The sequence below is a fragment of the Pseudomonas leptonychotis genome (assembly GCF_004920405.1).
In the GTDB taxonomy this organism is placed as follows: Bacteria; Pseudomonadota; Gammaproteobacteria; order Pseudomonadales; family Pseudomonadaceae; genus Aquipseudomonas; species Aquipseudomonas leptonychotis.
The window spans coordinates 244,408-256,916 of record NZ_RFLV01000001.1 but is presented as its reverse complement, the minus strand read 5'-3'; the positions used below and the strand labels follow the sequence as shown (position 1 = coordinate 256,916).

The 12,509-nt window shown below is 57.6% G+C and carries 12 protein-coding genes; 7 read left to right on the top strand and 5 right to left on the bottom strand.

Translation table 11 applies throughout. The annotated features are described in order from the left end of the window. The first annotated feature begins 24 nt into the window (after positions 1-24). Together D8779_RS01160 and rpoS are read left to right on the top strand one after the other, a co-directional pair. Complete coding sequence (locus tag D8779_RS01160; RefSeq protein ID WP_240789658.1) at positions 25-882, top strand: peptidoglycan DD-metalloendopeptidase family protein; 858 nt, start codon at positions 25-27, stop codon at positions 880-882. 102 nt (positions 883-984) lie between these two features. Continuing rightward, entirely contained in the window at positions 985-1,995 is a 1,011-nt protein-coding gene (gene rpoS / locus D8779_RS01155; protein WP_136662642.1) for an RNA polymerase sigma factor RpoS, read from the top strand. Between the two features lie 505 nt (positions 1,996-2,500). On the opposite strand, the gene fdxA is transcribed toward rpoS, so the two are convergent. Continuing rightward, positions 2,501-2,824 carry a ferredoxin FdxA gene (fdxA, locus tag D8779_RS01150; RefSeq protein ID WP_090248347.1) on the bottom strand — a complete coding sequence of 108 codons (324 nt, stop codon included), beginning with the start codon at positions 2,822-2,824 and terminating at the stop codon, positions 2,501-2,503. Positions 2,825-2,963: 139 nt separating this feature from the next. Beyond that, on the bottom strand, positions 2,964-5,537 hold the full coding sequence (gene mutS, locus D8779_RS01145; RefSeq protein WP_136662641.1) for a DNA mismatch repair protein MutS: 2,574 nt from the start codon (positions 5,535-5,537) through the stop codon (positions 2,964-2,966). Positions 5,538-5,614: 77 nt separating this feature from the next. Between mutS and D8779_RS01140 the strand changes: the two genes are divergently transcribed. The 3 genes from D8779_RS01140 to recX all read left to right on the top strand — a co-directional run bounded on the left by D8779_RS01140 (position 5,615) and on the right by recX (position 7,734). Next, complete coding sequence (locus D8779_RS01140) at positions 5,615-6,127, top strand: CinA family protein (protein ID WP_136662640.1); 513 nt, start codon at positions 5,615-5,617, stop codon at positions 6,125-6,127. Between the two features lie 90 nt (positions 6,128-6,217). Beyond that, complete coding sequence (recA, locus tag D8779_RS01135; RefSeq protein ID WP_136662639.1) at positions 6,218-7,261, top strand: recombinase RecA; 1,044 nt, start codon at positions 6,218-6,220, stop codon at positions 7,259-7,261. 8 nt (positions 7,262-7,269) lie between these two features. Further along, positions 7,270-7,734, top strand: a complete 465-nt coding sequence (gene recX, locus D8779_RS01130; RefSeq protein WP_136662638.1) for a recombination regulator RecX — start codon at positions 7,270-7,272, stop codon at positions 7,732-7,734. Between the two features lie 206 nt (positions 7,735-7,940). On the opposite strand, the gene D8779_RS01125 is transcribed toward recX, so the two are convergent. Together D8779_RS01125 and D8779_RS01120 are read right to left on the bottom strand one after the other, a co-directional pair. After that, on the bottom strand, positions 7,941-9,020 hold the full coding sequence (locus tag D8779_RS01125) for an LOG family protein (RefSeq protein WP_136662637.1): 1,080 nt from the start codon (positions 9,018-9,020) through the stop codon (positions 7,941-7,943). Between the two features lie 360 nt (positions 9,021-9,380). Then, positions 9,381-9,779, bottom strand: coding sequence for a quorum-sensing-regulated virulence factor family protein (locus tag D8779_RS01120; RefSeq protein WP_136662636.1), 399 nt, complete (start codon positions 9,777-9,779; stop codon positions 9,381-9,383). Between the two features lie 222 nt (positions 9,780-10,001). Here D8779_RS01120 and D8779_RS01115 point away from each other — a divergent pair, with 222 nt between their 5' ends. Next, positions 10,002-10,712 carry a tRNA-uridine aminocarboxypropyltransferase gene (locus D8779_RS01115; protein WP_136662635.1) on the top strand — a complete coding sequence of 237 codons (711 nt, stop codon included), beginning with the start codon at positions 10,002-10,004 and terminating at the stop codon, positions 10,710-10,712. 12 nt (positions 10,713-10,724) lie between these two features. On the opposite strand, the gene D8779_RS01110 is transcribed toward D8779_RS01115, so the two are convergent. Further along, complete coding sequence (locus D8779_RS01110) at positions 10,725-11,609, bottom strand: DMT family transporter (RefSeq protein WP_136662634.1); 885 nt, start codon at positions 11,607-11,609, stop codon at positions 10,725-10,727. Between the two features lie 201 nt (positions 11,610-11,810). On the opposite strand from D8779_RS01110, the gene erdR reads away from it, so the two are divergent. After that, positions 11,811-12,461 carry a response regulator transcription factor ErdR gene (erdR, locus tag D8779_RS01105; protein ID WP_136662633.1) on the top strand — a complete coding sequence of 217 codons (651 nt, stop codon included), beginning with the start codon at positions 11,811-11,813 and terminating at the stop codon, positions 12,459-12,461. The last annotated feature ends 48 nt before the right edge of the window (positions 12,462-12,509 follow it).

Below are 12,509 nucleotides of genomic sequence, written 5' to 3'. Positions count from 1 at the left end.
GAGTTTTACCCGAGGGAGATGCAGGTGAGTTTCACAGCCATTCAATTGCCGATTCGTCCCAGCAGCGCTCGTGCCCTGCTGAGTGGCCTTGTCCTGGGCGCGCTTTTGAGTGCCTGTGCGAGCCCGCCACCTGGAGGGGTGAAGGTGGTTGATCGTACTCATGGCGCAACTAACTCAACACAGCAGCGCCAGCCAGTCAGTAGTGGTCAGTATCGAGTGCAGCGTGGTGATACGCTGTATTCCATTGCATTTCGCTTCGGCTGGGACTGGAAAGCACTGGCTGCAAGCAACCGTATTGCGCCGCCTTATCTAATCCGCGTGGGGCAGATCATTCGCTTTGACGGACAGCCTGCGGGGCGTGCGCCTGTGGTGGCGACGGCGCCAGTGATTGTCACGCCGCCGCCGGGTCGGCCAAGCGTGCCTATTCAGAACAAACCCACGGCAACCCAGCCGCCAACCCCAATAAAGACCTCTCCAAGCATCACCGCGTTACCGCCGACGCAGCGTTCTGCGTCGGGTTGGTTATGGCCTTCTAATGGGCCGGTCATCGGGCGTTTTTCCTCAAACGGCAGTTTGAATAAAGGCATTGATATCGGAGGGGAATTGGGACAGCCTGTTTTAGCTGCGTCTGATGGATCAGTGGTCTACGCCGGGAGTGGTTTACGGGGCTACGGCGAATTAGTGATCATCAAACATAGCGATACCTACGTAAGTGCTTATGGTCATAACCGTAGGCTGTTGGTGCAGGAGGGGCAAAAGGTCAAAGCCGGGCAGAAAATTGCCGAGATGGGTTCCACAGGAACCGACCGGGTGAAACTTCACTTTGAAGTCCGCCGCCAAGGTAAACCTGTAGACCCTTTGCAATACCTGCCTAAGCGTTGACCTTACGCTAGCCTGTCTCCACACGTGGGAGAACGGGCTCGGGTGTGACCAGGGAGTTGGTGCGCTAGAGCTTGCTGTCGAACTCAGCAAGGAATAACAAAAATGGCTCTCAATAAAAAAGAAGCGCCGGAGTTTGACGTCGATGATGAAGTGCTCCTGATGGAGCCTGCAATTGTCCTTGACGATGATTCAGACGAAGAAGCGCAATCGCCTACTTCCCGCACTAAAGCTAAAGCGTCTACAACCAGCAGCAAACAACACAAATACATCGACTACACCCGCGCGCTCGACGCCACTCAGCTGTACCTCAATGAAATCGGCTTTTCCCCTCTACTGACTCCTGAAGAAGAAGTGTTCTTTGCGCGCTTGGCGCAAAAGGGTGACCCTGCCGGCCGTAAACGTATGATCGAAAGTAATCTGCGCCTGGTGGTGAAGATTGCTCGTCGTTACGTCAATCGAGGCTTGTCGCTGCTGGATCTGATTGAAGAAGGTAACCTCGGTTTGATTCGTGCGGTCGAAAAGTTCGATCCCGAGCGCGGTTTTCGTTTTTCGACCTATGCCACCTGGTGGATCCGCCAGACCATCGAACGGGCGATCATGAATCAGACCCGTACAATTCGTTTACCCATTCATGTGGTGAAAGAGCTCAACGTTTACCTGCGTGCTGCTCGCGAATTGACCCAGAAGCTCGACCATGAGCCCTCTGCAGAAGAAATTGCCAACCTATTGGAAAAGCCAGTGGGCGAAGTTAAACGCATGCTCGGTCTGAACGAGCGCGTGTCCTCGGTGGATGTGTCGCTGGGGCAAGATTCGGATAAAACCCTGCTCGATACTCTGACCGATGATCGCCCGACCGATCCCTGTGAGCTGTTACAGGACGATGATCTGTCGCAAAGTATTGATCAGTGGCTGGGCGAGTTGACCGATAAACAGCGTGAGGTAGTGATCCGCCGCTTTGGTTTGCGAGGTCATGAAAGCTGCACGCTGGAAGAAGTGGGTCAGGAAATTGGCCTAACCCGTGAGCGTGTTCGGCAGATCCAGGTTGAGGCGCTCAAGCGGCTGCGCGAAATACTAGAAAAGAATGGCCTATCGAGTGACTCATTGTTCCAATGACCTCCATGCAGTAACTCTTAACCCGGCTTAGGCCGGGTTTTTTGTGGTCCCTCAATCAAGCCTTTAGTTCTGCGTAGGCGCGGCTGTGCAATCGCAACAATGGTCTCGGCGGTATTTTATGAGTGCTCGTGTAAGTGATTGCTTACAGGTTGCGTAAGCGTTCGGTGTGTAACGCACTCAGAAAAATACGTTTAGTATATTTAAGCAATTGATATATATAGATATTTTTAAAATATGAATGGCAAGATTACTCCGCGTAAGCACATTTTCAGCGCTTGTTAGGCAGGCGGAAAACGCTAATATCACACCTGTGCTAACGGACAAGCACAGGTTGCTAGGACGGCAATCAGGACATCGCAAGACGCGATTCATCAGGATGATGAGCTGGGAAATACAGGGACTAGGGACAAAAGAGTGGGCGGTTAATACCGCCCCTTTTTTTGTCTGCAAAAAAGTAAAAACCCGCGCAAGGCGGGTTTTTTATTGCAGCAGGGGGAGCCGGTTACTAGCGCTCTAGATACTGCAGTTTGTCCTTAACGCCATCCCACTCTTCAGCGTCCGGCAAGGACTCTTTCTTCTCAGTGATATTCGGCCAGACTTCCGCCAGATCGGCGTTCAGCTCGATGTATTCCTGCTGATCTTCCGGTACTTCGTCTTCAGAGAAGATAGCTTGGGCAGGGCATTCAGGCTCGCAGAGTGCGCAATCAATGCACTCATCCGGGTGGATCACCAGGAAGTTCGGGCCTTCGTAGAAGCAGTCCACCGGGCAGACTTCTACGCAGTCGGTGTATTTGCATTTGACGCAGTTGTCGGTAACGACGAAGGTCATTTCTGATTCTCTCCTCGGGCGCCAGCCTGCCCCGTTCTGTGCGGGCTTTAGCAGGCTAGGTGTATTGGCCACGGCTCAGGCTTGAAGTCGGGCAGTCATAAAAATGCGCGCGATTCTAACAGTTATGTGCGCAATAGCGTTAGAAGCGTGTCTTCCATGTATATAACAGCTCCAGTGCTTTACGCGGAGTCAAATCATCTGGATTGATTTTCTGCAATTCCTCAAGCATCGGGTGCGGCAGGCTGGCAAACATGTCGCTTTGCATCGGTGCGGCTGTTCGGCCTGGCTGGGTTGCAGGCAGATCATGGGGCAGGCTAGTGGTTTCCAAGCGGGCCAGGTGTTCGCGAGCACGCACAATAACCTCGCTGGGCACGCCTGCAAGCTGCGCCACGGCGAGACCATAGCTTTGACTGGCCGGGCCGGGCAGCACGTGGTGGAGGAACACGATGCGCTCATTATGCTCGGTGGCATTCAAATGCACGTTGGCCACGATGGGTTGGCTTTCCGGCAGCACCGTCAGCTCGAAATAATGCGTGGCGAACAGCGTGTAAGCGCGCAGCTTGGCCAGCTGTTCGGCGGCGGCCCAGGCCAGCGACAGGCCGTCGAAGGTGCTGGTGCCGCGGCCGACTTCATCCATCAGCACCAAACTGTGTTCTGTAGCGTTGTGCAGGATGTTGGCGGTTTCGCTCATCTCGACCATAAAGGTCGAGCGGCCACCGGCCAGGTCGTCGCTGGAGCCGATGCGGGTAAAAATGCGGTCGACCAGTGACAGCTCACAGCTTTTTGCTGGGACGAAGCTGCCGATATGGGCGAGTAACACGATCAGTGCGGTCTGACGCATATAGGTGGATTTACCACCCATGTTCGGCCCGGTGATGATCAGCATGCGCGTGTCGTCATCGAGGTTCAGGTCGTTGGCCACAAACGGCGTAGTCAGTACCTGTTCGACGACTGGATGGCGTCCTTGGTCGATGCGCATGCAGGGCTCATCGACAAAGCGCGGGCAGTTAAGGTCAAGATTCAGGGCACGCTCACCGAGGTTGCTCAGCACGTCCAGCTCGGCCAGGGCGGCGGCGCTGTCCTGCAGTGGCCCTAGATGGCCGATCAGGCGTTCGAGCAGTTCCTCATAGAGCATCTTCTCGCGGGCCAGGGCGCGACTTTTGGCTGACAGCGCGTTGTCCTCGAACTCTTTGAGTTCGGGGGTGATAAAGCGCTCTGCGCCTTTCAAGGTCTGACGGCGGATATAGTCAGCCGGGGCGGACTCGGCCTGCTTGCTCGGCAACTCGATAAAGTAGCCGTGCACGCGGTTGTAGCCGACCTTGAGGTTGGCCAGGCCGGTGCGGGCTTTCTCGCGGGTCTCCAAATCCATCAGGTACTGGCCGGCGTTCTCGCTGAGCGATTGCAGCTCGTCCAGTTCGGCGTCGTAGCCGGTTTTCAATACGCCGCCATCGCGGATCACCGCTGGCGGATTGTCATTGATGGCGCGGGTCAGCAGCTCGGCGAGTTCCGGGTAGGTGCTGACGATGACAGCCAGGCTTTGCAGGTGCGGTGAGTCCAGGCTGCTCAGTGCCTGCTGCAGTTCGGGCAGTGCGGCGAGGGCGTCACGCAGGCGCGCCAGGTCACGCGGGCGAGCGTTACGCAGGCCGATACGGGCGAGGATGCGTTCCAAATCGCCGATTTCTTTGAGTTGGGGTTGCAGGGTCTCAAAGCGATAGCGTTCGAGCAGGCAGGCGATCGACTCCTGGCGCGCCTCCAGCACGGCGCGGTCGCGCAGTGGGCGGTTCAGCCAGCGGCTGAGCAAGCGGCTGCCCATGGCGGTCTGGCAGCGGTCGACCACCGATTGCAGGGTGTTATCGCGACCGCCGGCTAGGTTAACGTCCAGCTCCAGGTTGCGGCGGCTGGCACCATCAAGAATTACCGTGTCGTCCAGGCGCTCGTGGCGCAGGCCGCGCAGGTGCGGCAGGGCGGTGCGCTGGGTTTCCTTGGCGTAGGCCAGCAGACAGCCAGCGGCACCAATGGCCAGGCTCAGGTTCTCGCAGCCAAAACCTTTGAGGTCCTGAGTGCCGAATTGCTGGCACAGGCTTTTGTGGGCGGTGTCGCGCTCAAAGTCCCAGGGTGCACGACGTTTCGCGCCGCGACGTTTTTCCGCTGGTAAGCCCAGCGGCCAGTCATCGGGAATCAGCAGCTCAACCGGGTTTAAACGCTCCAGTTCGGCCAGCAGGTTTTCCCAACCGTTGATTTCCAGCACGCTGAAGCGACCGCTGGTGATATCCAACACCGACAGACCGAACAGGCGCTCATCCCCCAGCACCGCCGCCAGCAGGTTGTCGCGGCGCTCATCGAGCAGCGCCTCATCGCTGACGGTGCCTGGGGTGATGATGCGCACCACTTGGCGTTCGACCGGACCTTTGCTGGTGGCAGGATCACCCACTTGCTCGCAGATCACCACGGACTCGCCAAGCTTGACCAGCTTGACCAGATAGCCTTCCAGCGAGTGGTAGGGAATCCCGCACATAGGAATCGCCTGGCCGGCGGATTGGCCGCGGGCAGTCAGGGTGATATCCAGCAGCTTGGCGGCCTTTTTCGCGTCCTCGTAGAAGATCTCGTAGAAGTCGCCCATGCGGTAAAACATCAGCTGATCGGGGTGCTGATTTTTCAGCCTCCAATATTGCTGCATCATCGGCGTGTGAGAACTGAGGTCGCTTTGGCTCATCGTTTAACTGTCCGGCTGAATCGCAAAAGCGCCTAGTGTACGGTATCGACCTGGCTGGCTTTAACCCCGGAGTGCAGATGACTGTTAATGAATATGCCCTGACTGAATTGGCTGCGGAGCTGGGCGCACAACTGCTTGCCGCCAAGGCCGAGGTAACGACAGCCGAATCCTGTACCGGAGGCGGTATTGCTGAGGCGATTACTCGGATTCCCGGCAGTTCAGCCTGGTTTGAGGCCGGTTACGTCACTTACTCCAATGCACAGAAGGCCAAACAGCTGCAGGTACCTGAAACTCTGTTCGCCACTGCTGGGGCCGTGAGTCAAACCGTGGTCGAGGCCATGGTGCGTGGTGCTCAGGCCAATAGCGGAGCACGTTTTGCTGTGGCGGTGAGTGGCGTGGCTGGGCCGGATGGTGGCTCGTCAGAGAAACCGGTGGGTACTGTTTGGCTGGCCTGGGGTGACGATGAACAGTTATTCAGTGTGCGTCGTCAGTTCGCTGGAGATCGGGCCGAGGTTCGCCGACAAACGGTCGAGGCCGCACTGGCGGGCCTGTTGCGCCTGCTTGCGCAAGAAAATCCAAACGTGGGGTAGGCGGGCGACTTGCCCTGTGGAATAATACTGTCTACTTATACAGTTGTTGGTGGCCGCTAACTGGCCCTTCTTGATTACGTGAGGACTTAAATGGACGAGAATAAGAAGCGCGCCTTGGCGGCAGCCCTGGGCCAAATTGAAAAGCAATTCGGCAAAGGCGCGGTGATGCGCATGGGCGATCACGATCGTCAGGCGATCCCCGCTATCTCTACTGGCTCGCTGGGGCTGGATATTGCCCTTGGCATCGGCGGCCTGCCGAAAGGCCGCATCGTCGAAATCTACGGCCCTGAGTCCTCCGGTAAAACCACCCTGACCCTGTCGGTCATCGCAGAAGCGCAGAAGCTTGGTGCAACCTGCGCCTTCGTCGACGCTGAGCACGCGCTCGATCCTGAGTACGCTGGCAAGCTGGGTGTGAATGTTGACGACCTACTTGTTTCGCAGCCAGACACCGGTGAGCAGGCTTTGGAAATCACCGACATGCTGGTGCGCTCCAATGCTGTTGATGTGATCGTCATCGACTCCGTGGCGGCGCTGGTGCCGAAAGCGGAAATCGAAGGCGAGATGGGTGATATGCACGTCGGCTTGCAGGCTCGCTTGATGAGCCAGGCGCTGCGCAAAATCACCGGTAACATCAAAAACGCCAACTGCTTGGTGATTTTCATCAACCAGATCCGTATGAAGATCGGTGTGATGTTCGGTAGCCCGGAAACCACCACCGGTGGCAACGCGTTGAAGTTCTACGCCTCGGTGCGTTTGGACATCCGCCGTACCGGCGCGGTGAAAGAAGGCGACGAAGTGGTTGGCAGCGAAACCCGCGTCAAAGTCGTTAAGAACAAGGTAGCGCCACCTTTCCGTCAGGCCGAGTTCCAGATTCTTTATGGCAAGGGCATCTACCGCAACGGTGAGATCATCGATCTCGGTGTGCAGCTTGGTCTGTTGGAGAAGTCGGGCGCTTGGTACAGCTATCAAGGCAGCAAGATCGGCCAGGGCAAGGCCAACTCGGCCAAGTACCTGGAGGACAACCCGGAAGTGGCACGCACTGTTGAAGGGCTGATCCGTGAAAAGTTGCTGGTTACTGCCGCGCCGGTCAAAGCCAACGCTACGGCTGATGATTTGGCCGACGCAGACGCCTGATTGTCTTTATGCCCATCGTTCTAGATAACCCCGTCGCGGTGCGACGGGCGGCTATGGATCTACTCGCGCGGCGTGAGCATGGTCGCGTCGAGTTGACCCGCAAGCTACGCCGGCGTGGCGCAACAGATGAATTGATCGAAACAGCCCTCGACCGCCTGGCGCAAGAGGGTTTGTTGTCTGAGGCGCGCTATCTGGAAGCCTTTGTCAGCTATCGTGCGCGTGCCGGTTATGGACCGTTACGTATTCGTGAAGAGCTGACACAGCGTGGCCTGGCGCGTGACGACGTTGAGCAGGCGCTGCGCGACAGTGGTATCGATTGGCGAGAGCAGCTACACGCCACCTGGCAACGCAAGTTCGCCGGTGAGTTGCCGCAAGATGCACGCGAGCGTGCCCAGCAGGGGCGCTTTCTCAGCTACCGCGGCTATCCGCTGGATTTGATCGGGCGGTTGCTGCGTGGTGCGCTGGACGATTAAGTCGGCGCTTGCTGTTGCTCGGCCAACTTGCATCCGTCCCCACTGTTTTATCTCGCTATCCCCATTAGCCCTTCCTGCCTCCCGATACTGCAACAGTACGGCTGTCGTGCTTGTGTACTGCAAAGTTGGCAGCCACTAGCTGTTTGTTCGGTGGTGCGGTCGCTATTTTCTCTAGCCGTGAGCAGGCCCATGCAGGATGGCGCAGGTCAGGCGTTTTTTACCCAGTTTTGCTCCTGATTGACCAGGTCCAGCAGTTGACGCAAACGTCCGTGGTTACGGCCGCTAAAAGCAAAGACCAGACGCGTCATGTGGCAGAGCTCAGGTTCGTCCTGTTCGGATTCACAACGTGGGTGTTGTTGAAAATCGCCGTGTTTGCAGAGATCGCCAAACTCGCTGTTGAGCTGCTGCATGGCGGCCTCATTTAACGCATGGTTAAGACGAATAACGTAACGCTCCTTAAGCCAGCGGCTGGAATGGTAGTTGCGGTAGAACTGGTCGATTTCCTCGGCGGCTTCTTCGGCGCTGTGCGCCAGGCGCACCAAATGCATGTCGCTGGGCAGGATATAGCCGTTGTCTTGCAGCTGTTCGTGGATAAACGTCAGGGCACTGGTCCAGAAGGTACCGCCTGGCTGGTCGAGTAATACCACGGGTACCAGTGGGCTTTTACCTGTCTGAATCAGGGTCAGCACTTCCAGCGCTTCGTCCAAGGTGCCGAAACCTCCGGGGCAGAGCACCAGGCCGTCGGCTTCCTTGACGAAGAACAGCTTGCGCAAGAAGAAAAAGTGGAATGGCAACAGGTTGTTACTGCCGTGCACGGTGGCATTGGCACCTTGTTCGAAGGGCAAGGTGATATTGAACCCCAAACTGTTCTCCAACCCTGCGCCTTCGTGAGCGGCAGCCATGATGCCGCCTCCAGCACCGGTGATGACCATCAGGTTGTGCTTGGCCAGGGTGGCGCCGAGGTCGCGAGCCAGAGCGTATATCGGGTGGCTGCTAGGTGTGCGTGCTGAGCCGAACACGGTCACCTTACGCCGCTGCTTGAAGGGCTCCAGCGCGCTGAAGGCATGCTCCATTTCGCGCAGGGTCTGTTGCATTATTTTGGCGTCCCAGCGGCTGCGGTCTGCTTGGGCCATCCGCACAAGAGTGCTGAGCATCGCTTGATAGAGCTTGGTGTTAGGGCTGTTAATTGGCGCTGACAAGCTGCTGAGTTCTTCGACTTTCTTGTTCAGGTCGACGTCACTGATCCGAAAATGCGGGGGCACACGCTCGTCCGATTCATAAGGCATACACCGTCTCCTTCTGGTTGCAGGTCGAGGCTGGAATGCTGCCTCGGCCTTGTCCTGAGTATGGCTGGCAGTGCACGTTTGTGCGGCGCCACACCTGGGCAATAACTGCCCGTCCTGGCTCGCCTGATTAGCTGGAGGCAATGGTTGATCAGTCGAGAGGGCATCTGCGCGCGCGAGCCGATAGCGTTGGTTCGAGTTGCTCTGAGGGGTCAATACAGACTGTCGGTTACCGGCCGTACACAGCAATCAATTGAGCTGAGAGCTGCGGCGTGCGTAGGGCGCAGCGGTGTTGCGCGTGCGTTATCTGCAAATCGTGTGGGTGGTACGTCATGTCACGCCACGTTTCAGCAGGCGATAAGGCTACAGGCCACAATCTGCCTTGCTGAAACGTTCGGTGGTCACTGGCCGATTGCTTTTATATTCGCTGAACTCGTAACGCAGCGCCGCGCCGCGCACCAACAACTGACGATAACCGGCATTGCGGCACACGCTATTGGCCAGCTGTGCGCGGACTACGTCGGGGTTGCCGCGCATCTGCGCCGCATGCTCGCTGCGTACACTGAGATGGTTGACCAAGTCACTGCCGTCTACGGTGTAGCCTTGATCGAGAATGTCTTCGTTTATCGCCCGTGGTGTACCCACGCTGCTTTCGCGCGCGACATTTTCCAGGGTCTTGTTCAGTTCAAAGTCTTTCAAGCTGGCGGCATGGGCAAACAAGGGCAGGCTTAAGGCCAGGGTCAGGCTGGTCAAACGCAGCATGGGGTTCTCCAAAGTCGATTCGACTCCTCAGACCGGTGAGCACCGCTAGAGGTTCAGTGGCGCCTATCTTACTCGTCCGTTCATCGTTACGGCAGGCTCAGTCGTACGTTGTGGGTTTGGCAGGTTGGCAAATAAGCATGACGCAGCTTTGTTAGACTGCCGCGCTTATAGATTCCTGGAATAACCGATGCCGTTCTTTTTCTTTGTGCAGGCGGATTGGGTATGAGTCACGCTGTTGCGCGTTTGCGTGCGGCGCGCATTGCCCGCAGCGTCAAACCTTTTCTGGCCCGTGGCAGCCGCTCGGTGCGCTGTGATGAATGCCGTTTGGCCGTGACTCACTGCCTGTGCGCCTGGCGTCCACGTATCGAGTCAACCTCTGCGGTGTGCCTGTTGATGCATGATGTTGAGGCGCTCAAGCCGAGCAACACTGGTTGGCTGATTGCCGATGTATTGGCCGATACCTCGGCATTCGGTTGGTCACGGGTGGAGGTTGATGCAGGGTTGCCAGCGTTGCTGAGCGACCCGCAGTGGCAGCCTTATCTGGTGTTTCCCGGGGAATATGTGGCGGCCGAGCGGGTTGTCAGCGAGGTGCAGCCGGCACCTGGCAAGCGGCCGTTATTCGTGTTGCTGGATGCCACCTGGAGCGAAGCACGCAAGATGTTTCGTAAAAGCCCTTATCTCGACAGTTTGCCGGTGCTCAGCCTGCAGGCTGAGCAGCTGTCACGCTACAAGCTGCGCCGCTCCAAGCGTGACGATCACTTTTGTACCGCCGAGGTCGCAGCTTTGTGTTTGGAGCTGGCGGGTGACCAGCGCGCCGCCGATGGTTTGAATGCCTATCTGGATGTCTTTAGTCAGCACTACCTGGCCGCCAAGGCTCCGCGCGCAGTACCGCTGGATGATCCAGCGCATGATCGCCTGCGCGAGTTTCTTTAGCGGGCCCTGATGTTATGCCAGTTTTTTTGGCCACAGTTGCGCCAGCAGCATGCCGGCAAACATCAGTGCACAACCGAAGTAGCCGCGCACATCCAACGACTCGCCGAGAAGCCAGGCGCCCGCAATGGCAGCGAATACGGCCTCCAGCGAGAGGATGATGGCGGCATGGGAGGCGATGGCGTCTTTTTGCGCCACCACCTGCAGGGTAAAGCCGACGGCCACGCCAAATATCCCGCCATAGAGAATTGCCGGTCCCGCGGCAATGATCGACTGCAACTGAATTTCCTCGAAGATCACCGCGAGCACCAGGCTGATCGCCGCGCAAGCGATGAACTGCACCAGTGCTAGGCGCAGTGGGTCATGTCGACCGGCAAAGAACCCCACCAGCAACACATGCACGCCCCAGACGAAGGCACCGGCCAGTTGCAGCCAATCACCGGAGGCCACCTGAAAGCCGTCGCCAACGCTGAGCAGGAACATGCCGACCACCGCCAGGCACGCGCCTAGCCAGATGCCCAGGCCGGTCTTATGGCCGATAAACAGCCCCAGCAGCGGCACGATGATTACGTACAGCCCGGTGATAAAACCGGAGTTGGTCACACTGGTAAACAGCAGGCCTACCTGCTGCAGGTTGATCCCCAGCGCCAGTGCCAGGCCCATCAGCAATCCGCCACGCAGCAGCTGACGGTTTAGTGGGACGATTGTAGCGCTGTTGCTGCGGCCTTCTAGTAAACGCAACACCGGCAGCAGAATCAGCGCCGCCAGAGCAAAGCGCAGGCCGCTGTAGAGAAAGGGGCCAATGGAGTCCATCCCCAAGCGTTGAGCGACAAAAGATGAGCCCCAGATCATGGCGGTCACGAGCATCAACAGATCGGCGCGCAGGGCATGGCTTCGCATTTCAAACTCTCGCTGGCAAAGCTGCGAACTGTGCCGCAAAGCGTCGTACTTGACCACCCCGTCAGCGCTCGGCATGCTGGGGCGCTTTTTTGCGTTTTCAGATTTTTTTGCGCTGCAATTTTGCGACCTGCATGCGCTGCTCACCGTGCCTTGGGCAGTACCCCCTTGAGGGGTATCCATATAACAAAAACAGGATTCACCATGGCCGCATTTGAAATTCTCATTGCTGATGACCACCCCTTGTTTCGCAGCGCCCTGCAACAGGCGCTGACTCTGGGGCTGGGGCCCGATGTGCGACTGGTTGAGGCGGCCAGCATTGCCGAGCTGGAAGCCTGCCTGGTGCAGAAGACGGATTGGGATCTGGTCTTGCTCGACCTCAACATGCCGGGTGCTTACGGTTTTTCTGGCCTGGTGCTGTTGCGTGGGCAATACCCGCATATTCCGGTGGTGATGATCTCTGCCCAGGAAGATCCGGCCATCGTTGCACGCTCGCGGGAGTTTGGAGCCAGTGGCTTTATCCCCAAATCCAGCCCGCTGGAAACCATTCAACAAGCGGTGCGGTTGGTGCTCGATGGCGAGGTTTGGTGGCCGCAGCAGAGTCAGGAAGCGATTGCCTTGTCAGCCGAAGCCAAGGCGGCCAGCGCCGGCTTAGCCAGCTTGACGCCGCAGCAATTTCGCGTGCTGACCATGGTTTGTGACGGCTTGCTGAATAAACAGATTGCTTACGAGTTGAGCGTGTCTGAAGCCACGGTTAAAGCCCATGTCACGGCAATTTTTCGCAAGCTGGGTGTGCGCACACGCACTCAGGCCGCGTTGCTGTTGCAGCAGCTGGAATCGATCCCAGCGAACTGAAGTGCTTTTAGCCCAAGCTTGGCGTAGCCTGCCGGGCTTTCTTGCAGA

Excerpts from the sequence above, each read along its gene's own strand:
- rpoS (WP_136662642.1), top strand. The coding sequence starts at position 985 with ATGGCTCTCAATAAAAAAGAAGCGCCGGAGTTTGACGTCGATGATGAA.
- fdxA (WP_090248347.1), bottom strand. The coding sequence starts at position 2,824 with ATGACCTTCGTCGTTACCGACAACTGCGTCAAATGCAAATACACCGAC.
- mutS (WP_136662641.1), bottom strand. The coding sequence starts at position 5,537 with ATGAGCCAAAGCGACCTCAGTTCTCACACGCCGATGATGCAGCAATAT.
- D8779_RS01140 (WP_136662640.1), top strand. The coding sequence starts at position 5,615 with ATGACTGTTAATGAATATGCCCTGACTGAATTGGCTGCGGAGCTGGGC.
- recA (WP_136662639.1), top strand. The coding sequence starts at position 6,218 with ATGGACGAGAATAAGAAGCGCGCCTTGGCGGCAGCCCTGGGCCAAATT.
- recX (WP_136662638.1), top strand. The coding sequence starts at position 7,270 with ATGCCCATCGTTCTAGATAACCCCGTCGCGGTGCGACGGGCGGCTATG.
- D8779_RS01125 (WP_136662637.1), bottom strand. The coding sequence starts at position 9,020 with ATGCCTTATGAATCGGACGAGCGTGTGCCCCCGCATTTTCGGATCAGT.
- D8779_RS01120 (WP_136662636.1), bottom strand. The coding sequence starts at position 9,779 with ATGCTGCGTTTGACCAGCCTGACCCTGGCCTTAAGCCTGCCCTTGTTT.
- D8779_RS01115 (WP_136662635.1), top strand. The coding sequence starts at position 10,002 with ATGAGTCACGCTGTTGCGCGTTTGCGTGCGGCGCGCATTGCCCGCAGC.
- D8779_RS01110 (WP_136662634.1), bottom strand. The coding sequence starts at position 11,609 with ATGCGAAGCCATGCCCTGCGCGCCGATCTGTTGATGCTCGTGACCGCC.
- erdR (WP_136662633.1), top strand. The coding sequence starts at position 11,811 with ATGGCCGCATTTGAAATTCTCATTGCTGATGACCACCCCTTGTTTCGC.